Origin of the sequence: Nocardioides sp. GXQ0305 (assembly GCF_050880345.1) — a bacterium.
In the GTDB taxonomy this organism is placed as follows: Bacteria; Actinomycetota; Actinomycetes; order Propionibacteriales; family Nocardioidaceae; genus Nocardioides.
The window spans coordinates 68,535-89,057 of the sequence record NZ_JBNYXG010000005.1; the positions used below are offsets into that span (position 1 = coordinate 68,535).

The 20,523-nt window shown below is 74.3% G+C and carries 17 protein-coding genes; 10 read left to right on the top strand and 7 right to left on the bottom strand.

The window, feature by feature from the left end:
• Positions 1-110 precede the first annotated feature (110 nt).
• The 6 genes from obgE to ACQ1X7_RS14060 all read left to right on the top strand — a co-directional run bounded on the left by obgE (position 111) and on the right by ACQ1X7_RS14060 (position 6,839).
• Positions 111-1,649 carry a GTPase ObgE gene (obgE, locus tag ACQ1X7_RS14035; RefSeq protein ID WP_432478835.1) on the top strand — a complete coding sequence of 513 codons (1,539 nt, stop codon included), beginning with the start codon at positions 111-113 and terminating at the stop codon, positions 1,647-1,649.
• Positions 1,646-2,758 carry a glutamate 5-kinase gene (gene proB / locus ACQ1X7_RS14040; protein WP_432478836.1) on the top strand — a complete coding sequence of 371 codons (1,113 nt, stop codon included), beginning with the start codon at positions 1,646-1,648 and terminating at the stop codon, positions 2,756-2,758. The genes obgE and proB overlap by 4 nt, the downstream gene beginning before the upstream one ends.
• A 61-nt stretch (positions 2,759-2,819) precedes the next feature.
• Positions 2,820-3,284: an SRPBCC family protein gene (locus ACQ1X7_RS14045; RefSeq protein ID WP_432478837.1), complete on the top strand. Its 465-nt coding sequence runs from the start codon at positions 2,820-2,822 to the stop codon at positions 3,282-3,284.
• 46 nt (positions 3,285-3,330) lie between these two features.
• Positions 3,331-4,521: a cysteine desulfurase family protein gene (locus tag ACQ1X7_RS14050; RefSeq protein ID WP_432478838.1), complete on the top strand. Its 1,191-nt coding sequence runs from the start codon at positions 3,331-3,333 to the stop codon at positions 4,519-4,521.
• A 159-nt stretch (positions 4,522-4,680) separates the two neighbouring features.
• Positions 4,681-5,868: a tRNA 2-thiouridine(34) synthase MnmA gene (mnmA, locus tag ACQ1X7_RS14055; RefSeq protein ID WP_432478839.1), complete on the top strand. Its 1,188-nt coding sequence runs from the start codon at positions 4,681-4,683 to the stop codon at positions 5,866-5,868.
• Complete coding sequence (locus tag ACQ1X7_RS14060; protein WP_432478840.1) at positions 5,865-6,839, top strand: methionine synthase; 975 nt, start codon at positions 5,865-5,867, stop codon at positions 6,837-6,839. The genes mnmA and ACQ1X7_RS14060 overlap by 4 nt, the downstream gene beginning before the upstream one ends.
• Positions 6,840-6,861: 22 nt before the next feature.
• On the opposite strand, the gene ACQ1X7_RS14065 is transcribed toward ACQ1X7_RS14060, so the two are convergent.
• The 3 genes from ACQ1X7_RS14065 to ACQ1X7_RS14075 form a co-directional block, all read right to left on the bottom strand.
• Positions 6,862-8,511, bottom strand: coding sequence for an MFS transporter (locus ACQ1X7_RS14065; protein ID WP_432478841.1), 1,650 nt, complete (start codon positions 8,509-8,511; stop codon positions 6,862-6,864).
• Between the two features lie 26 nt (positions 8,512-8,537).
• The gene (locus ACQ1X7_RS14070) at positions 8,538-9,125 is read right to left on the bottom strand and encodes a TetR/AcrR family transcriptional regulator (protein ID WP_432478842.1); all 588 of its coding nucleotides are present in this window, start codon (positions 9,123-9,125) and stop codon (positions 8,538-8,540) included.
• A gap of 175 nt (positions 9,126-9,300) precedes the next feature.
• Positions 9,301-9,921 carry an alpha/beta hydrolase gene (locus ACQ1X7_RS14075; RefSeq protein ID WP_432478843.1) on the bottom strand — a complete coding sequence of 207 codons (621 nt, stop codon included), beginning with the start codon at positions 9,919-9,921 and terminating at the stop codon, positions 9,301-9,303.
• 287 nt (positions 9,922-10,208) lie between these two features.
• Here ACQ1X7_RS14075 and ligA point away from each other — a divergent pair, with 287 nt between their 5' ends.
• The gene (gene ligA / locus ACQ1X7_RS14080) at positions 10,209-12,335 is read left to right on the top strand and encodes an NAD-dependent DNA ligase LigA (protein ID WP_432478844.1); all 2,127 of its coding nucleotides are present in this window, start codon (positions 10,209-10,211) and stop codon (positions 12,333-12,335) included.
• Here the strand turns inward: ligA and ACQ1X7_RS14085 are convergent.
• Positions 12,324-12,791: a MarR family winged helix-turn-helix transcriptional regulator gene (locus ACQ1X7_RS14085; RefSeq protein ID WP_432478845.1), complete on the bottom strand. Its 468-nt coding sequence runs from the start codon at positions 12,789-12,791 to the stop codon at positions 12,324-12,326. The two genes, ligA and ACQ1X7_RS14085, sit on opposite strands and share 12 nt — an antisense overlap.
• A gap of 67 nt (positions 12,792-12,858) precedes the next feature.
• On the opposite strand from ACQ1X7_RS14085, the gene ACQ1X7_RS14090 reads away from it, so the two are divergent.
• The 3 genes from ACQ1X7_RS14090 (at position 12,859) to ACQ1X7_RS14100 (ending at position 16,460) form a co-directional block, all read left to right on the top strand.
• Positions 12,859-14,070: an FAD-dependent oxidoreductase gene (locus tag ACQ1X7_RS14090; RefSeq protein WP_432478846.1), complete on the top strand. Its 1,212-nt coding sequence runs from the start codon at positions 12,859-12,861 to the stop codon at positions 14,068-14,070.
• Positions 14,071-14,132: 62 nt separating this feature from the next.
• On the top strand, positions 14,133-15,647 hold the full coding sequence (locus tag ACQ1X7_RS14095; RefSeq protein ID WP_432478847.1) for a serine hydrolase: 1,515 nt from the start codon (positions 14,133-14,135) through the stop codon (positions 15,645-15,647).
• A 57-nt stretch (positions 15,648-15,704) separates the two neighbouring features.
• Positions 15,705-16,460 carry an MOSC domain-containing protein gene (locus tag ACQ1X7_RS14100; protein WP_432478848.1) on the top strand — a complete coding sequence of 252 codons (756 nt, stop codon included), beginning with the start codon at positions 15,705-15,707 and terminating at the stop codon, positions 16,458-16,460.
• 35 nt (positions 16,461-16,495) lie between these two features.
• On the opposite strand, the gene ACQ1X7_RS14105 is transcribed toward ACQ1X7_RS14100, so the two are convergent.
• From ACQ1X7_RS14105 to ACQ1X7_RS14115, 3 genes are read right to left on the bottom strand one after another with little or no spacing between them, the layout of a single operon-like run.
• Complete coding sequence (locus ACQ1X7_RS14105) at positions 16,496-17,404, bottom strand: SGNH/GDSL hydrolase family protein (protein WP_432478849.1); 909 nt, start codon at positions 17,402-17,404, stop codon at positions 16,496-16,498.
• 31 nt (positions 17,405-17,435) lie between these two features.
• Positions 17,436-18,431, bottom strand: a complete 996-nt coding sequence (locus ACQ1X7_RS14110; RefSeq protein ID WP_432478850.1) for a cobalamin B12-binding domain-containing protein — start codon at positions 18,429-18,431, stop codon at positions 17,436-17,438.
• A gap of 53 nt (positions 18,432-18,484) precedes the next feature.
• On the bottom strand, positions 18,485-20,497 hold the full coding sequence (locus ACQ1X7_RS14115; protein WP_432478851.1) for an acyltransferase family protein: 2,013 nt from the start codon (positions 20,495-20,497) through the stop codon (positions 18,485-18,487).
• Between the last annotated feature and the right edge of the window lie 26 nt (positions 20,498-20,523).

The window sequence follows — 20,523 nt, forward strand, 5'->3', positions numbered from 1 at the left end:
TCGGTTTCCCCGCCCAGGCGGGGAAACTGGCGCCTCGTGTACGAAGTTTCCCCCTCCAAGCGCAGGTTTCCCCGCTCAGCCGGGGAAACCGACCAAGGCAGAGTGACCAGATGGCCATCCCCTCCTTCGTCGACCGGGTGACGCTGCACGTCGCCGCGGGCCGCGGCGGCAACGGGGTGGCCTCGGTCCACCGCGAGAAGTTCAAGCCGCTCGGCGGCCCCGACGGCGGCAACGGGGGTCCGGGCGGCTCGGTCGTGCTCCGCGTGGAGCCCGACGTGACCACCCTGGTCGACTACCACCACAGCCCGAAGCGGCGGGCCGAGCACGGCGGCCACGGCGCCGGCGGCCACCGCAACGGTGCGCACGGCGCCGACCTGGTCCTGCCGGTCCCCGACGGCACGGTCGTCTCCGACCCGCAGGGCCGGGTGCTGGCCGACCTGGTGGGTCCGGGCTCGGAGCTGGTCGTCGCCCAGGGCGGCCGGGGCGGCCTCGGGAACGCCGCCCTGGCGTCGTCGAAGCGGAAGGCTCCCGGCTTCGCGCTGCTCGGCGAGCCGGGCGACGAGCTCGACATCGTCCTCGAGCTCAAGGTGGTGGCCGACGTCGGCCTGGTCGGCTTCCCGAGCGCCGGCAAGTCCAGCCTGATCGCCGCGATGTCGCGCGCCCGGCCCAAGATCGCCGACTACCCGTTCACCACCCTGGTGCCGAACCTCGGGGTCGTGACCGCGGGCGAGACGACGTTCACGGTGGCCGACGTGCCCGGCCTGATCGAGGGTGCCAGCGAGGGCCGCGGGCTGGGCCACGACTTCCTGCGCCACATCGAGCGCTGCGCCGCCCTGGTCCACGTCGTCGACACCGCGACCATGGAGCCCGGCCGCAACCCCGTCGACGACCTCGACGTGATCGAGAACGAGCTCGCCCGGTACGGCGGGCTGGAGGACCGGCCGCGGCTGGTGGCCCTGAACAAGGTCGACGTCCCCGACGGCCGCGACCTCGCCGACATCGTGACCGACGACCTCGAGGCGCGCGGGCTCCGGGTGTTCCCGGTCTCCGCTGCGTCGGGGGCGGGACTGCGCGAGCTCACCTTCGCGATGGCCGGGATCGTGCAGGAGGCGCGGGGTCAGCGCGAGGTCGTCGAGGCGACCCGGATCGTGCTCCGGCCCGCCGGCGTCGACGGTGGCGCCGACTTCACGGTCAAGGAGACCGGCGAGGGCTGGCGGGTGCGGGGGGAGAAGCCCGAGCGCTGGGTCCGGCAGACCGACTTCAGCAACGACGAGGCCGTGGGCTTCCTCGCCGACCGGCTCAACCGGCTCGGGGTCGAGGAGCGGCTGCTCGAGCTGGGCGCGGTCGAGGGCGACACCGTCCTCATCGGCCACCCCGACGACGCCGTGGTGTTCGACTTCAAGCCGGGTGTCGACGCCGGTGCCGAGAACCTCGCCCGCCGCGGCGAGGACTCCCGCTTCGACGAGTCGCGGCCCGCGGCCCGGCGTCGGCGCGACATCCAGGCCGGCATGGCCGGTCGTGAGGAGGGGGAGACCCGGGCCGACGTCGCCCGACGGCTGCGCCAGGAGGACCCCGAGGGCCGCCCGGCCGGACCCACGTCGTACGAGATCGGCGGCGCCGACGACCCCGACGCGGACCCCGAGCGGTGACCCGCGAGGCGGTGACCGCCGCCCGACGGGTGGTCGTGAAGGTCGGGTCGTCGTCGCTCACCACCGCCGCCGGAGGCATCGACCCCGGGCGGCTGCGCACGATGGTCGACGTGCTGGCCGCCGTCCGGCGTCGCGGGACCGAGGTGGTGCTGGTCTCCTCCGGCGCGATCGCCGCCGGCCTCGCGCCCCTGGGGCTGCGCCGGCGGCCCCGTGGGCTCCCCTCCCAGCAGGCGGCCGCCTCGGTGGGCCAGGGGCTGCTGGTGCACCGCTACACCGAGGAGCTGGCGCGGCACGGCCTGACGACCGGGCAGGTGCTGCTGACCGTCGACGACGTCACGCGCCGTTCGCACTACCGCAACGCCTACCAGACCTTCGCCAAGCTGCTCGAGCTCGGTGTGCTCCCGATCGTCAACGAGAACGACACGGTGGCCACCTCCGAGATCCGGTTCGGCGACAACGACCGGCTCGCCGCGCTGGTCGCCCATCTGGTCCACGCGGACCTGCTGGTCCTGCTCAGCGACGTCGACGGCCTCTACGACGGCGACCCTGCCCGGCCGGACACCGTCCTGCTCCCCGAGGTCGGCGCCGACGACGACCTCGCGTGGGCGCACCTCGGCACCGCCGGGTCGGCCGGCGTCGGCACCGGCGGCATGCGCACCAAGGTCGACGCCGCCCGGATCGCCGGAGGCGCCGGGATCCCGGTCGTGCTCACGTCGGCGGGGCAGGCGGGGCCCGCGCTGGCCGGTGACCCCGTCGGGACGCTGTTCCACCCCACCGGCAAGCGGCGCCCGACCCGGCTGCTCTGGCTGGCGCACGCCACCGAGCCGCTGGGGCTGCTCCGACTCGACGCGGGTGCGGTCCGGGCGCTGGTCGACCGGGGTGCCTCGCTGCTGGCTGCCGGTGTCACCGGCGTCGAGGGCAGCTTCGTCGCCGGCGACCCGGTCGACCTCACCGGCCCCGACGGTGTTGTCGTGGCCCGTGGCCTCGTCAACTTCGACGCCGAGGAGATCCCGGCCCTCATCGGCCGATCGACCCATGAGCTCGCCCGGGACCTCGGCACGGCGTACGAGCGGGAGGTCGTCCACCGCGACGACCTGGTGCTGCTCTGAGCACGTCGACCACCCGGTCGGGCGGTTGAACGCGCCCCCGGTCCCGCGCAGGGTGGGACCCATGAGCGACGAGAAGCGGATCACCGTCCAGCGCACCATCGACGCCCCGACCACGGCCGTGTTCGACGTGCTGTCCAACCCCGAGCGGCACCCGGAGGTCGACGCCTCCGGCTTCGTGGTGAGCGACGAGAAGACCGATCGCATCACCGGGACCGGCCAGGTCTTCCGGATGAACATGACCGGCGACCACATGGGTGGTGACTACCAGACCGACAACACGGTCACCGGCTTCGACCCGAACCACCTGATCGCCTGGCATACCGCGCCCGCGGACACCGAGCCCCCGGGCTGGGAGTGGACCTGGGAGCTCACCGCGCAGGGCTCCGACGCCACCGACGTGGTGCTCACCTACGACTGGAGCAAGGTGAGCGACCCCACGACCCTGCAGCAGGTGGGGTTCCCGCTGGTCAGCCACCAGCAGCTCGAGGCCAGCCTCGGCAACCTGGCCGCGGCTGCCGTCCGCTGAGCCGGATTCCGGAGCGGGCGCCGGCACGCCGTACTCTGGACCAGCCATGAGCGCGCCCACCCCCGTCTACCTCGACCACGCCGCCACCACGCCGATGCTGCCGGTGGCCGTCGAGGCGATGACGACCCACCTCGCCGACGTCGGCAACGCCAGCTCGCTGCACGCCAGCGGCCGGCGCGCGCGTCGCGTCGTGGAGGAGTCGCGCGAGACGATCGCCCGCGCCATCGGCTGCCGGCCTGGCGAGGTGGTGTTCACCTCCGGCGGGACCGAGGCCGACAACCTTGCGGTCAAGGGCGTCTACTGGTCGCGCCGCGACGCCGACCCGCGCCGTACGCGGGTCCTCTCGACCGCCGTCGAGCACCACGCCGTGCTCGACCCCCTCGACTGGCTCGCCGAGCACGAGGGCGCCGAGGTGGAGCTGCTCCCGGTCGACGAGCGCGGCCGGGTCAGCGTCGACGCCCTCCGGGAGAGCATCGAGCGCGACCCGGACTCGGTGGCGCTGGTCACCGTGATGTGGGCCAACAACGAGGTCGGGACGCTGCAGCCGATCACCGAGGTGGTCCAGGTCGCGGCGGCACACGGGATCCCGGTCCACACCGACGCGGTGCAGGCGGTCGGCACGGTGCCGGTCGACTTCGCCGGCTCGGGCGTCGACGCCCTCACCCTCACCGGCCACAAGCTCGGCGGTCCCTACGGCGTGGGCGCGCTGGTCGTCCGCCGCGAGCTGTCCGTGACCCCGCTGGGCCACGGCGGGGGCCAGGAGCGCGACGTGCGCAGCGGCACGCTCGACACCCCCGGGATCGCGGCGTTCGCGGCCGCGGTGGAGGCCGCGGTGAAGGCGCAACCGGAGTACGCCGACCGGGTGCAGGCGCTGCGCGACGACCTGGTCCGCCGGGTCGTCGAGGCGGTGCCCGGCGCCCACCTCCACGGCCCCCAGCTCGAGCGCGCGGCCACCGACCGGCTGCCCGGCAACGCCCACCTCGGCTTCCCCGGCTGCGAGGGCGACTCGCTGCTGATGCTGCTCGACGCCCGCGGCATCGAGTGCTCCACGGGCTCGGCCTGCTCGGCCGGCGTCCCGCAGCCCTCCCACGTGCTGCTCGCGATGGGGTGCGACGAGGAGCAGGCACGGCACTCGCTGCGCTTCTCCCTCGGCCACACCTCCACGCCCGCCGACGTCGACGCGGTGGTCGACGCGATCGTGCCGGCCGTCGAACGCGCGAGGGCAGCGACACGATGATCCTCATCGTGTCCCTCCACCAGGCGCCTGCTGCGCGGCGCCCCGCGGGCCCCTCGCCGCGTTGTCGTCAGTCGTCATGACTCCGTCATGCCTCCCTCCTCCGCCTTGCGACGCGCTCCGCGGATACACCGCTCGCGACGGCGCTGACGGAGCGACACGATGAGAGTCGTCGCTGCCATGTCCGGCGGCGTCGACTCCGCGGTCGCTGCGGCGCGGGCCGTCGAGGCCGGGCACGACGTCACCGGCATCCACCTCGCGCTGTCGCGCAACCCGGCGTCGTACCGCTCCGGGGCCAGGGGCTGCTGCACCATCGAGGACAGCAACGACGCCCGCCGCGCGGCCGACGTGATCGGGATCCCCTTCTACGTCTGGGACCTCTCCGAGCGGTTCCACGACGACGTGGTCGAGGACTTCATGGACGAGTACGCCGCCGGCCGGACGCCCAACCCGTGCCTGCGGTGCAACGAGAAGATCAAGTTCGCGGCGGTGCTCGACCGGGCGCTCGCCCTCGGCTTCGACGCGGTCGCGACCGGCCACTACGCCCGGCTGCGCACTGGTGACGACGGGCTGGTGGAGATGCACCGGGCGGTCGACCACGGCAAGGACCAGTCCTACGTGCTCGGCGTCCTCGACCAGCAGCAGCTGCGCCACTCGCTGTTCCCGCTCGGCGACACCGACAAGGCGTCGGTGCGCGAGGAGGCGGCCCGGCGCGGGCTGCTGGTGGCCGACAAGCCCGACAGCCACGACATCTGCTTCGTGGCCGACGGCGACAACGCCGGGTGGCTCGCGGAGAAGCTCGGCGAGCGCTCGCCCAACCACGGCGGCGAGATCGTCGACTCCGCCAGCGGCGAGGTGCTCGGGACGCACGAGGGGACCTACGGCTTCACCGTCGGCCAGCGGCGAGGCCTGCGGATCGGTCGGCCGGCCGCCGACGGCAAGCCGCGCTTCGTGCTCGACATCGAGCCGGTGTCGGGCACGGTCACCGTCGGCCCCCGCGAGGACCTCGCGGTCGACCGGATCTCCGGCATCCGGCCCCGCTGGTGCGGCACCGTGCCCGAACGGCTCGACGGGACCGTCCAGCTGCGCGCCCACGGGGCCGAGCACCCGGCCGTCGTCGCCGTCACGGACGGGACCGTGGAGATCGAGCTGCTCGAGCCGGCGTACGGCATCGCACCCGGCCAGGCCGCCGTCGTGTACGACGGCACCCGCGTGGTCGGGTCGGCCACGATCAGCGGCACCTCGAGGGCGTCGGTTTCCCCGCCTGAGCGGGGAAACCGGAGCCTGGCGCGGGAAGCTTCCCCCGCCAGGCGGCAGACTCGCCCACCAGCCTCGGGGGAGGGCCGGTGACGCTCGCCACCGGCATCGGGTCCCACCCGGGGGACGACGCGGCGGCGTACGTCGAGGCGGTCAAGGTCGTGCTCGGCGAGCTCGCCGGACACCTGCCCTACGTCCCCGAGCTGCCGGGCCGCGGCGCGACGGCGACGATGACCGGTCGGGCGGTGGCGGTCGCCACGGACCTCGCCTTCGACCTGCAGCCCGCGGGCTGGCGGCTCACCGACGCCGAGGGGGTGGACCAGCGGCGGGCTCGCAGCCTGCTCGCCCAGGACCTCGACCAGGTCGAGGAGCAGGCCCAGGGCTACGAGGGGGCCTTCAAGGCCCAGCTCACGGGTCCGTGGACCCTGGCGGCGACCACCGAGCGGCCGCGCGGCGACCGGGTGCTCGCCGACCACGGCGCCCGGCGTGAGCTCGCCCAGGCGCTCGCCGAGGGCGTACGCCGACACCTCGCCGACCTGCGCCGGCGACTCCCCGGCGTCGACCGGTGGGTGGTGCAGGTCGACGAGCCCGCGCTGCCCGGCGTGCTCGCCGGCGCGATCCCGACGGCGTCGGGCTTCGGGAAGCACCGGGTCGTGCAGCCGCCCGAGGCGAGCGCCGCGCTCGGCTGGGTCCTGGAGGCCGTCGCGGAGGCGGGCGCCGAGCCTTGGGTCCACTGCTGCGCCGCCGACGCGCCCCTCGGGCTGGTCCGCGGCGCGGGCGCCCGTGGGCTGGCCGTCGACCTCACGCTCGTCGGTGCGGAGGGGCACGAGGTGCTCGCCGGCACCCTCGAGGCGGGGGAGACCGTCGTCCTCGGGGTGGTGCCGACGTCGGACGACGCCTCCGAGGCCGCCGTCACCGAGGCGGCGTCCCGCTGGCTCGAGATGGTCGGCCTCGAGCCGGGCGACGGCCTGGTCCTCAGCCCGTCGTGCGGGCTGGCGGGCGCCTCACCCGCAACCGCCCGGCGGGTGCTGGAGCTCGCCCGGGCGGCCGCCTCGCACCTGTGAGGTGACCGCCCTTGGCTGCCGGTCACCCGACGTGGACGCCCTCGGCCGGCGCGTCGGTGGCCAGCTCCTCGTGCTTGACGTCGAGGAAGAGCCAGACGATGGCGGAGGCCGCGACCATCATCAGGCTGCCGACCAGGAACGCCGTGGTGGCACCATCGGCGAACGCTCCGAGGTTCGACAGCTGGCCGATCATCTGCTGGAAGTCGCCCGCCGGCATCGCCCGGTCGAGGCCGGCCGCGGTGGCCGCCTGCGTGACCCCCGGGGCGAGCTCCTCGGCCCGGCTCTGCGAGACGTGCAGGGCGACCGTGCTGAGGGTGGCGAGGCCGAGCGCCCCGCCGACCTGCTGCATCGTGTTGAGCACGCCCGAGCCCACGCCGGTGTCCTCGCGGCGCAGGTGGTGCACGGCCACCAGGGTGAGCGGCACGAAGTTCAGGCCCATGCCGAACGCCATCAGCACCACGAAGGGGAGCACCTGGGTCCAGTAGTTGACGTCGGCGCCGAGCTCGAGCCCCTGGCCGCCCATGCTGGTCGGCAGGGTCGCGAGCAACGACCCGCCGTCGGACGGGACCGTGATCAGGTGGAAGCCGTAGAGCGCGCCGGCCGAGAGCAGCGTGCCGATGCCGGAGAGGAACCGGGGGTCGACCCGGGTGATCAGCCTGGAGGCCGCGGTGGCCGAGATGATCATCGCCACCGAGAACGGCAGGAACGCCACACCCGTGTGGAGCGGGGAGTACCCGACGACCAGCTGGATCAGCAGGCTCAGGAAGAAGAACATCGCGAACATCGCCGCGGGTGCGATCATCATGACCGCGAAGGCGACCGCACGGTTGCGGCTGCGCAGGATCCGGAACGGCAGCAGCGGGTGCTCCACCCGTGACTCGATCAGCAGGAAGATCCCGAGCAGCGCCGCTCCGACCACCAGGCTGGTGACCGTCCACTGGTCGCCCCAGCCGTAGCGCGCGTCTCCGGCCCGGGAGAGGCCGTACACGATCGCGAGCAGGCCGCCGGTGCCGAGGACGGCCCCGGGGACGTCGAGCTGGCCGTCGTGGCGCTCGGACTCGGGGAGCAACCGCGGGGCGAAGAACGCCGCGGCGAGGCCGATCGGGACGACGATCAGGAAGGTGTAGCGCCAGCCGGCGATGCCGAGGGGAGAGTCGAGCCCGGTCAGCCAGCCGCCGAGGACCAGGCCCACCGCGGCGCCGACGCCCGCCATCGACGCGAACACGGCGAAGGCGCGGTTGCGTTCCCGGCCCGCCGGGAAGGTGGTGGTGATCAGCGCCAGGGCGGCGGGGGAGGCCATCGCGGCGCCGAGACCCTGCAGGCCACGGGCGCCGAGCAGCACGGCCTCGGACTGCGCCGTACCGCCGACCAGCGAGGCGGCGGCGAAGACCAGCACGCCCGTCATGAAGACCCGGCGACGGCCCCAGAGGTCGGCCAGGCGGCCGCCCAGCAGGAGGAAGCCGCCGAAGGTCAGCGCGTAGCCGGTGACGATCCAGGACAGGTCGGCCTGGTCGATGTCGAGGTCGGCGCCGATGTAGGGCAGCGCGATGTTGGCGATGGTGCTGTCGAGCACCACCATCAGCTGCGCGAGGGAGAGCAGCACCAGGGCCCAGGTGAGGCGGCGGTGCTGGGCCGGGGTGACCTCCCGCTCGGTGAGGGTGGTGTCGGACATGGGTTTCCTTCGGACGTGTGCTGCGGTCAGGGTCGGTGGGAGACGGCGGGCAGGATGATCTCGTCGATCACCTGCGTCACCAGGTCGGGAGTGGCCTCGTCCCCCAGCAGGAAGACGCGGTGCAGGACGATCCCCGGCAGCGCCGGGGCGACCAGGTCGAGGTCGACGTCGTCGCGGATCTCGCCGCGTGCGCGGGCGCGCTCGAAGATCGTCCGGGCTGCGGCCAGCTTGGGGCCGAGGAAGTCGCGGCGGTAGGTCGCCGCGAACTCGGCGTCGCGGGCCATCGCGGTGACGACCGCGGCCTGGACGGCGAGGGCGCGCGTGTCGTTGAGCCCGCCCATCCCGCTGTGTGCGGCGAGCAGGTCGCCGCGCAGGGAGCCGGTGTCGGGGATCGCCGGGTGCACCTTGTGGGAGCAGACCGCGTCGACGACGAGGGCGGGCTTGGAGCTCCAGCGGCGGTAGAGGGTCGCCTTGGACGCCTTGGCCTCGGCGGCCACCGCGTCCATGGTGAGCCGGTCGTAGCCGGCGTCGGCGAGCACGGTGAGCGTGGCGTCGAGGATCTCCTGCTCGCGGTCCCCCTCGACGCGGGGGCGGGTGGTGGCGGGGTCGGGCACCAAGGCGGACTCCTGCGGACGGTACGAAACGGTTTCGTTCCGAACAGTAGAACGAAACCGTTCCGTTTCGCAAGTCCCGTTGACCCGGAGCTTCGTGCGCGAGTCAGGAGGTTGGCGCGGGAGGTTTCCCGCGCCAACCTCCGGTTTCCCCGGCCGGGCGGGGAAACCGCCGCCCCTACCTCAGCAGCGCCAGGACGTGGTGCAGGGCGGTCCGGTTCCAGTCACCGGCGTGGCGGAGCAGGTAGTGCCCGACCGGACCCATGTCGACGTACGCCGCGTCGGCGCCGGCCGCGCGGGCGCGCTCGACGTACGCCCGGGTGGCGCGGGGGGAGGTGATCCGGTCGCGGCTGCCGTGGGCGGCGACGAGTCCTCGGCCCACGAGCGCGGCGACCGGCTCGTCCGGGGGCAACCACGGCGCCAGCGCGACCACGCCGCGGACGGCCGGGTCGTCGGCGACCCGGACCGAGGTGCGTGCGCCCATCGAGTGCCCGAGCAGCACCACGGGCACGCCGGCCAGGCGCTCCCGTGCTTGCGCCAGCGCCCACCGGGCGTCCTCGACGGGCCCGGTGCCACCGTTCCAGCCGCGGTGCCGGTAGCGCAGCAGCCACACCGCCACGCCGGCCTGGGCGCAGCCCCGGGACAGGGCGTCGGCCATCGCCGCCGAACGACGCCACGAGGCGCTGCGGCCGTCGACGACGGACCAGCCGCGGTCCTTGCCGCCGTGCAGCATCAGCACCAGCCCGGACGGGTCGGCCGGGGCGGCGTGCTCGGTCAGCGTCGGGGCGTGCTCGGGCACCGGTGAGGTCTCCTCCACGGAGGGTGTTTCGGCACCAGCAGCCTGTCAGATGGCTCCTCGTGCGTCGGGCGGCTCCGACGGCGGTCGTCCGCTCCGGTTCGGGTCGAGCCTCCTCAACCCCCTCGCCCTGCCTGTCCCTTCGCAGATTCAGGGTCAGGGGGCTCGGGTGCTTCGAGACGGCTCACTCGGCCCGTCGCCCGCTCCGGTCCGGGTCGAGCCTCCTCAACCCCCTCGCCCTGCCTGTCCCTTCGCAGGCTCAGGGCCAGGGGCTCGGGCAGGATAGGCGCATGACCGACGTCGAGCCCGCCCGCGCTCCCGCACCCGCGTCGCCCGAGGCCCGCGACCGCCACCAGGCGCTGGTCGAGCAGGTCGAGGAGGCGCGCTGGCGCTACTACGTGCTCGACGACCCGACCCTGTCCGACGCCGACTTCGACGTCCGGATGCGCGAGCTCGAGGAGCTCGAGGACCACCACCCCGAGCTCCGCACCCCCGACTCGCCGACCCAGAAGGTCGGCGGTGCGGTGTCCACCGAGTTCACGGCGGTCGACCACCTGCGGCGGATGGAGAGCCTCGACAACGCCTTCACCCACGAGGAGCTCGAGCGCTGGTACGCGCGGCTCGCCCGCGACGGGGTCGAGTCGCCGGCGCTGTTGTGCGAGCTCAAGGTCGACGGCCTGGCGATCAACCTGCTCTACGAGGAGGGGAGGCTGGTCCGGGCGCTGACCCGCGGTGACGGGACCACGGGCGAGGACGTGACCCCCAACGTCAAGACCATCGACTCGGTGCCCCACCGGCTCACCGCGACGGGGGAGTTCCCGGCGCCCTCGCTGCTGGAGGTCCGCGGCGAGGTCTTCCTCCCCGTGACGGCGTTCGAGCGGCTCAACGAGTCGATGACCGACGCCGGCAAGCCCGTCTTCGCCAACCCGCGCAACGCCGCGGCCGGGTCGCTGCGCCAGAAGGACCCCCGGATCACCGCGACCCGCGCGCTCGGCATGGTCTGCCACGGGATCGGCGAACGGAACGGGTTCGAGCCGGAAGCCCAGTCGCACGCCTACGAGGCGCTGGCGGCCTGGGGGCTCCCGACCAGCGACCAGGTCCGCGTGGTGCCGACCCTCGACGACGTCCAGGCCTACATCGAGAACGCCGGCGAGAATCGCCACTCGATCGTCCCCTACGAGATCGACGGCGTGGTGGTGAAGGTCGACGACGTGGTGCTGCAGCGACGGCTCGGCTCGACCAGCCGCGCGCCCCGCTGGGCGATCGCCTTCAAGTACCCGCCCGAGGAGGTCAACGCCCGGCTGCTCTCCATCGAGGTCAACACCGGTCGCACCGGTCGGGTCACGCCGTTCGGGGTGATGGAGCCGACCCGGGTCGCGGGGTCGACGGTGGAGCGGGCGACGCTCCACAACGCCCACGAGGTGAAGCGCAAGGACGTCCGCCCCGGCGACACCGTCGTGCTGCGCAAGGCCGGCGACGTGATCCCCGAGATCGTCGGTCCGGTGCTGCCGCTGCGGCCCGAGGGGCTGGCCGAATGGGTCATGCCGACCGCCTGCCCGTCGTGCGGCACGGCCCTGGTGCAGCAGAAGGAGGGGGACAAGGACCTGCGCTGCCCCAACCACCGCAGGTGCCCCGCCCAGCTGCTCGACCGGGTGTTCCACGTCGCCGGCCGGGGCGCCTTCGACATCGAGGGACTGGGGTCCGAGGCGGCCCATGCCCTGCTCGAGGCCGGCGTCATCGACGACGAGGGCGACGTGTTCGACCTCGACGAGGCCAAGCTGTTGCAGACCGACCTGTTCACGCGCGCCGCGAAGAAGGCCGAGGCCGGCCGGGCCACCGACGGCCGGGTCCTCTCGGCCAACGGCGAGCGGCTGCTCAGCCTGCTCGACCAGGCCAAGGACGTGCCGCTGTGGCGGGTCGTGGTGGCGCTCTCGATCCGGCACGTCGGGCCGACCGCGGCCCGGGCCCTGGCGACCAGGTTCGGGTCGATGGCGGCGATCCGCGACGCCGAGGAGGAGCTGCTCGCCGACACCGAGGGGGTCGGCCCCACCATCGCCGCCGCGGTGCGCGAGTGGTTCGACGGCCCCGACTCAGCGTGGCACCAGGCGATCGTGGACAAGTGGGAGGCCGCCGGCGTCCGGATGGCCGACGAGCGCGACGAGTCCGTCGCCCGGACCCTCGAGGGGCTGACGGTCGTCGCCACCGGGTCGCTGCAGGACTTCACACGTGACTCGGTCAAGGAGGCGATCATCAGCCGCGGCGGCAAGGCCTCCGGGTCGGTGTCCAAGAAGACCGACTACGTCGTGGTCGGCGACAACGCGGGCTCCAAGGCCGAGAAGGCCGAGCAGCTCGGCGTACCGACGCTCGACGAGGCGGCGTTCAAGAAGCTGCTCGAGGGCGGGCCCTCAGCCCTCTGAGGTCGCCGCCAGCCGGTCGCGGTGGCGGTCGGTCAGGTCGCGCATCGCGTCGAGCAGGGTGCGCATCGCGGCCAGCTCGTCGGCATCGAGGTCGGCGAGCAGGTGGTCGCCCTCCGCGACCAGCGGTCCGTAGCACTCCCACGTGAGGGCGGCGCCCTGCTCGGTCATCTCGACGAGGACCTTCCGCCGGTCCGCGGCGCTGGGTGCCCGCCGGACCAGGCCACGCCCGGAGAGCCGGTCGACCAGGGCGGTGGTGGCGGCCGGCCGCAGCCCGGTGGCCTCCGCGAGCTCGCCCACCGACTTGGGCCCGTCGGCGAGCCAGTCGAGGCACCGCAGGTCGGTGGGGTTGAGCCGCAGCGCCCGTCCCACGGCGTCGTCGAAGGCCTGCACGCTGCGCTGGTAGCGCTGCAGGGCCACGCCGAGCTCGGTCACCAGCGCTTGACGGGGTTGGCTCATTCGACTACCTTTCGAATATCGAAATATCTGGAAATCAGACAACGATGGTGATCGAAAGGATAGCGGGATGAAGGCTCTGGTGGTCGGAGGGGGAGTGGCGGGTCCCGCCGTGGCGCTGGGCCTGCAGCGCGTGGGCGTCGACGCCGTGGTGCTGGAGGCCAGGACCGAGGCGCAGCTGCGGGCGGGGTCGTACCTCACGCTGTCGCCGAACGGCGTGCACGCGGCCGACCAGCTCGGCGTGGCGGCGGAGCTGCGTGCGGCGGCGTTCCCGACCCGGCGCAACGACCTGGTGTCCGGCACCGGGCGCGCGCTCGGCTCGGTCCCCCTGGGGAGCCCGTTGTCCGACGGTACGACGGGACTGACGCTGAAGCGCCCGGCGCTCGCGGAGCTGCTCGCCACTGCCGCCTCCGCGCGCGGGACCGAGGTCCGGTACGGCGCCCGTGTGGTCGCCGTGCACGACGGGACGGACCGGGTCGAGGTCGAGCTGGACGACGGCAGCCGGGTCGGCGGCGACCTGCTGGTCGCGGCCGACGGCGTACGCTCGCGGGTCCGCAGCCTCGTCGACCCGTCGGCACCCGAGGGGCGCTACGTCGGCCTCACCAACTTCGGCGGCATCACCCGCGACACCCCGCGGGCCGAGGAGCTTCCCCGCGAGGCGTGGCAGATGGTGTTCGGCGCCCGGGCGTTCTTCGGGGCGCACCGCACGCCGGAGGGGGACGTGGTCTGGTTCGCCAACGTGCCGCGCCCGGCGATCGGGGCCGACGAGCGGGCGGCGACGAGCGACGAGCAGTGGCAGGGGTGGCTGGCCGACCTGTTGGCCGACGACGCGGGCCCGGCCGCAGAGCTGGTCCGCACCGGCCGGCTGGAGCTGGCGGGCGACAGCACCTACGACCTGGGACACGTGCCCGTGTGGCACCGCGGACGCGTCGTCCTGGTCGGCGACGCGGCCCACGCCCCGGCGCCGAGCTCCGGTCAGGGGGCCTCCATGGCGCTCGAGGACGCCGTCGAGCTGGCCCGGTGCCTGCGCGACGTCCCGTCCGGGGTCGAGGACGCGTTCGCGGCGTACGAGGCGCTGCGCCGCGAGCGGGTGGAGCGGATCGTCGAGGCCGGTGCCCGGAGCAGCAGCAGCAAGGTGCCGGGCCGGGTGGGCCGCGTCGTCCGCGACGCGATGCTGCGCCTGGTCTTCCGGTACGTCGTCACCGACCGTTCGGTGGCCTGGATGAGCGACCACCGGGTCAGCCTCGACTCCCCGGTCCCGGCACCGACGGGTCGTGGCTGAGCACCTCGGCCCGGACTCCGGGGAGGGCGCTGGCACCCCGCGCATCGGCGTAGGGTCGGGGCGTGGACGGGGGCACGGGACCTCTGCGGACGGGCGTCGAGGCCACCCTGTGGCCACGCGTGGAGCGCTACCTGGACGCCCACGAGGCGGCGGGCGTGGCCGTGGCGGTCGTGTGCGACGACGAGGTCGTCGCGCGTGGCTTCGGGGTCCGCGACGCCGGCTCCGGGGCGCCGGTCACGCCCGAGACGATGTTCCACCTGGCGTCGGTGTCCAAGCCGTTCGTCGCCACCGCGATCGTCGGGCTGGCCACCACCTCCCCGGGCGCCGGTCGGCCGACGGTCGACCTGGATGCCCCGATCGTCGACCGGGTGCCCGAGCTCACCCTGGCCGACGGGCGAGAGGGAGAGGTCACGGCGCGGGGCCTGCTGAGCCACTCGAGCGGGCTCCCGGACGTCTCCGAGTACGGCTGGCACGATCCGCAGCTGGGGGACGACGCGCTCAGCGACTTCGCCCGCAGCCTGTCCGGGTTCCGCCTGCAGGCAGAGCCGGGCTCGACGTTCTCCTACTCGAACGCCGGGTACGAGCTGCTGGGGCTGCTGCTGTCGCGGGTGGTCGGCACGACGTTCGAGGCCGCGATGCGCGAGCTGGTCCTGGACCCCCTGGGGATGCACGCCAGCACCTTCCTGCGCGCCGAGGTGCCGTCCCGCCTCGCCGCGTCACCGCACGTCGGGATGCCGCTGACCGTGCCGGACGGCGCCTACCCCTACACCCGGCGCCACGCGCCCAGCTCGACCCTGCACTCCAACCTCGTCGAGATGTGCCGGTGGGTGCGCGCCCTCCTCGGACCACCGGCCGGCGCCACCCCTGGCGGGCCGGCGCCGCTGGACGCGGGGCTGCGGGACCTGATGTGGCGGCCCGTGCAGCCGGTGGGTGATCCCCCGTGGGAGGAGGCTGTGGGGCTCGGCTGGGCCGTGGGCCGGTACGGCGGGCACCGCGCGCTCAGCCACAGCGGCTCCGACCCGGGGTTCGGGTCGCAGCTGGTGGTGCTGCCCGAGCGGCGGACCGGGGTGGTCGTGCTGGCCAACTCCAACACCGTCCCGACCGGGTACCTCGCGACGGCGGCGCTCGACGTCGCGCTGGCCGAGGACGGCGTCCCGGTGGCGTCCGGCTCGTCACCGGGTGACCTGGGTGCGGGCGTCGCGGCGATGGACGCGCTGCTGCCTCCGGTCGTCGGCCCGGTGGCCCGGGCGCTCGGCACCGACGGTCCGGACGCCGCGGTGGCGACGTTCCACCGGCTGGCTGCGGCCGACCCGGCCGAGCACGACCTCGACGACGAGGTCTTCGAGGACGCGGTGTGGGGAGCCGTCGAGCTGCACCGCACCGACCTGGCCTGGCCGCTCCTCAGGGTGTGGGCCGACGTGCGTCCGCACTCGTCCGCCGCGTGGACGATGACGGGGTGGGCCCACCAGGTCGACGGGCGTCCGGAGCAGGCCAGGACCCTGCTGCGGCGCGCCCTGGAGCTCGACCCCGGGAACGACGACGCCGCACTCATCCTCGGCACCCTGCCGCCGGCCTGACCGGCGAGACGTGGGGCGTGCCCCGACGGACGTCGCCCCGCATGGCAGGGTGGCGACGTGCACGTCGCACGGATCGGGTTCACGCCGGTCAAGGGAGCCCGCCACCGGACCCACGCGTCGGTGTCGCTGACCCGGGAGGGGCCGCAGGGCGATCGGGTGTTCTGCCTGGTCGACCCGGTGACCGACCGCTGCCTGCGCACCGTCGAGAACCCCACGCTGCTCCGGGCGTGCGCCTCGTGGGACGGGACGGTGCTGTCCGTCGACCTGCCGTCCGGCACCGTCGCCGGTGAGCCGGGGCGGACCGGCGAGGTCCGCCGCGTGGACTACTGGGGCCGGGCCACCGACCTGGAGGTCGTGCAGGGTCCGTGGGCTGCGGCGTACTCCGCCCACCTCGGCCGCGACGTCGTGCTGGCCGCCGGCGCGCCGGGTGCAGTGGTCTACGGAGGCGCGGTCACGCTGGTGACCAGCGCCTCGCTCGCGCGGCTGGCCGAGGAGGTCGGCGCGCCGGTCGACGGCGCCCGCTTCCGGGCCACGTTCGAGCTCGACAGCGGCGAGGTGGGTCCGCACGTCGAGGAGGAGTGGGTCGGCCGTCGTCTGCGGATCGGCACGGCCGAGGTGCGGGTCCGCCGCGTGGTCCAGCGCTGTGCGGTGATCGACCTGGACCCCGCGTCCGGCGTCCGCGACCTCGGCCTGCTGGCAGCCCTCGCGCGGTACTGGCCGGCGCGGGGTGAGGTGGCCTTCGGCCTGGACGCCGAGGTCACGGTGCCCGGGGAGGTCGGGACCGGTGACCGGGCCGTCCTCGGCCGGCCCTGACCGGGCTGCGGACCCAGGCTCCCGACCGGCAGGGATCAGCGGTCCACCGCGGCCAGCACCAGGTCCGCGACGGCCTGCTGGCCGGCCGGCAGCGGGTGGAACGGGATCGCGCCGCCCGGCACGCCGGTCTGGCCGTTGACCCAGGGCTGGTCGGCACAGATGTCGTGGCCCTGGCTGGCACGCCAGACGTCGACGTACGTCGTCCCGGTTCGCTCGGCGGCCCGCGCGAGGTTGTCGGTGAGGGACTTGTTGACCTCGCGCGCGAACGGGAGGTCGCCGCTGGCGAGCGGCAGCAGCTCGGGGCAGCCGCCGCGGGCGGGCGCCAGCTGCGGGTAGCCCACCACGAGCACCTCGGCGTCCGGCGCCCGCCGGCGCACCTCCTGGATCGCGCGGACGAGCCGACCCTCGATCCTCGCCTGCGTCTCCGCGAGCAGGTCACCCTGCTCCTGCGCGGCGTCCCGGCACGGCGAGCCGGACGGGTCCTGGGCGGCCAGCGACACGCACCCGCCGACGAGCTGCAGGAACACGCCGAAGTCGTTGCCGCCGATCGACAGGGTCACCAGGTCGGTGTCGCGGTCGAGCGCGTCGAGCTGGGGTGGGAGCGGCGTACGGCCGAAGGTCTGGCTCGAGCCCAGGCTGCTGGTGTCGGCGCCGCTGCAGCTGCGGTCGGAGAGGTCGACGTCGTAGTCGGCGCCGAGACGGTCGGCGACGAGCGACGGGTAGTTGCTGGAGGACCGCAGACAGCCGTCGGAGCCGTCGGTCCGGGGGATCCCGGGCGCGGCCGTGAACGAGTCGCCGAGCGCGACGTAGAAGAACGTCGGCTGCGCGGGACCCGACGTGGGGTCGGCCGCGGGCGCGTCCGCCGGGTCCCCGCCGCCCGCCGTGCACGCGGCGAGCAGCAGCACGCCGGCGAGGGCGGCGGCGAGGAGCGGACGGCGCGACATGGGTCTCACGGTGGCACGCGGGCCCAAGCGGTCAGTCCAGCAGCGCCAGTGACGCCGGGAAGTCGTGGAGCTGGTCGCGCAGCTGCTTCCACAGCAGGTCGGTGACGTCGTCCGGCGCACCGCGGCGACGCAGCACGTCGTCGAGCCACGTCCGGGCGGCGGTCGGGACGGTCGGGTCGGCGGTGGCGACGCCTCCGGCGACCGCGGCCACGAGGTGGGGCGTGAACGTCGCGAGGACCACCTGCCAGTGGTCGGGGTTCAACGCCTGGGGCTCGACGTGGAGCTGGGACTCGGTGGCCTCGAGCACCCAGCGGGCCATGGTGTCCGACAGCGCGGCCAGCCGGACCGCCTCGGCAGCGAGGGTCACCGGTTGCGGGATCACGATGTCGGGCAGCCGGCCGAGCAGGGTGCGCGCCTCCTCGGGGGACGCCCCGTAGCCGCTGGCCCCGAGACGGCCGGCGCGGAGGCCGCCCTCGTCGAAGGCGGCGCCCCCCACGATGACGGGGGTACCGGTGGCGGCGACGTCGGCGATCTGCCGTGCGACCCGGGTGAGCGAGGACGACAGCGAGGCGCTGACCAGCACCGCGGCGGGAGGAGCGGCCCCGAGCCGGCGGAGCAGCCGTTCGCGGCGGGTGTCCGGGCCGAGGTAGTCGGCCGGCCACCCCCACGAGCGCAGGGAGACGGCGACCACCTGGGCGGCCAGGCTGTGGAACTCCCGCTCGGCGCAGATCACCAGCACCCGCGGCCGGTCCGGGTCGGGAGCCGGGAGGCTCTCGCCGACCCACGAGACCACCTGCTCGCTGACGGCCGTGGCGGTGTGCTCCTGACCGACCGTCCAGTGGCCGGCGGCCCAGGAGTCGCCGATCCGCTGCTGGTTGTGGACGACGATCCCGGCCAGCGCCTCGGCGGGGTGCACCCCGGCGTCGATCACCCGGCCGACCACGCCGATGGCCGCCTCCACGTCGTTGCGCACCAGCGTCGACCAGTAGTGGTCCGCGGCAGGGATGAGCTGCGGTTGCAGGCGCATGACCCCTCAATCGTAGGTCGCGGCCGCGGAGCCGTCACGACCCGAAAGGGGGATCAGAGGGCGCCGCTGTCCCTCAGGATCCGCCAGACCTGCCGGCGCCGGCTCTCGGCGTACTGCGCCGTGACGTGGTGGTCGTCGCGCCACACCACCTCGTCGTCGACCACGGGCAGGCAGACCGGGGCGTCGGGGCAGAACGCCGGGTTGAGGTCGAGGGTGTCGACCTTCCGTGACGTCGCCGCCTCGGTCACCGAGAGCCCGTCGGTGACGCTCTCGCCGGCCGTTACCGGGACGGCGCAGCGGTCGGCGTCCTGCTCGGTGGTGAGGCACGAGGCGGGGTCGAAGGTCTCCGGCATCACGAGCCGCTCCACCAGCAACGTCCGTGGCACGGTGCGGGTGATGTCGCGCAGCGTCCGCCGCGACTCCTGCACGGTCATCTGCGCCAGCGGTTGCCGTACGCCGTCGCGCCGGCGGACCACACCGGACCAGGCCTGAGCGTCGTCGCGCGGTCGGGACATGATCACCACCACGTCGGGGTCGAGCTCCGGCAGCACGTCGTCGTACCAGCCGACACGCGCGTCCTCGCAGTTCCGCTGCTCCTCGTCGGAGGACTTCCCGTTGGCGAGGCGCTCCTGCCACAGGCAGCCCTCGACCACGTTGAGCGAGAGCGTGAGGTCGTGCTCGCGGGCCAGGGTGCGGAACATCGGCACGAGCGACTGCGCCTGGCTGTCGCCGACGAGCAGCACGTGCGGGCCGGAGCCCTGCTCGACGGTGCACGCCGACGGGTCGTCGGCGGTGCACCAGCCGGTGTCGCCGTAGTCGGTGGTGACGGCCTCCCAGTCGACGTCGGCGGGGATCTGCACGTTGCTGCGGCTGACGACGTCCGACCGCTCCGCGTCGACCGCCGCGAGCGAGGGCCGGCGTTCGGTCTGCAGGGTGAGGGGGACGACCGTGGCCGCGAGGAGCGCGCTGGCGGCCACGCCGACCACGGCGGGCGACCAGCGCAGCCCGTCGAGCCGGCGCGACTTGCGGACCGGCATCTCCAGCACCTCGTACGACGCCGCCGCGAGGCCGGTGCTGAGCGCCACCGCGAGGACCGCCACGACCGCCGGGCCGACGTCGAGGACCTGCTCGAGCACCAGGATCACCGGCCAGTGCCACAGGTAGGTGCCGTAGGAGACCCGGCCGAGGAACACGGGGACCCGCCGCGACAGCAGCCGCGCCAGCGGTGAGCCGTCGGCCAGCATGAGCGACCCGACGAGGGCGATCGAGGCGGCCGTGGCGGCGAGCCCGCGCACCGAGGGCGAGGCCGGCAGCAGGCCGCTGCAGAGCACCACGAACCCGACCAGCCCGGCCCACGCCACGACGCCCGGGCGGAGCCGCGCGGCGTGGGGCTGCAGGCGGTGCAGGACCAGGGCGAGCAGCGACCCGGCGAGCAGCTGGTAGAGCCGAGCGTCGGTGCCGTAGTAGGCGTGGTCGGCGTCGACCTGGGCCCACACCAGCTGGCTGGCGACCGACGCGGCGAACAGGGCGGCCAGCACGGCGACCACCCACCGGCGGCCGCGCCGGCTCAGCACCAGGAGGAGCACCGGGAAGAAGACGTAGTACTGCTCCTCGATGGCCAGAGACCAGAAGTGGAGGAACGGGCTCTGCGCGGCGTCGGCCGCGAAGTAGTCGCCGGACTGGGCGAGGAAGTTCCAGTTGGCGACGTAGAGGAGGGCGCTCTGGGCGTCGCGGACCAGCGACAGTCGCTCGGAGACCGGGGCGACCAGGACGTACACCGCCGCCGTCGCCACGACGACCACCGCGGCCGCGGGCAGCAGCCGGCGTACGCGGCGGGCGTAGAAGTGGCCCAGGCGCAGCGACCCGGTGGCCTCGATCTCGCTCACGATGACGCTGGTCACCAGGAAGCCCGAGAGCACGAAGAACAGGTCGACGCCCACGAACCCGCCCTCGGCCCACGGGTGCCCGGTGTGGAAGAGCAGCACGCTGTAGACGGCCAGGGTCCGGAGCCCGTCGAGGGCAGGACGGTAGGACCAGGGCGAGCCGCCCGGACGGGACCCAGACATGCCCGCGAGGATAGGCACGGAGGGCG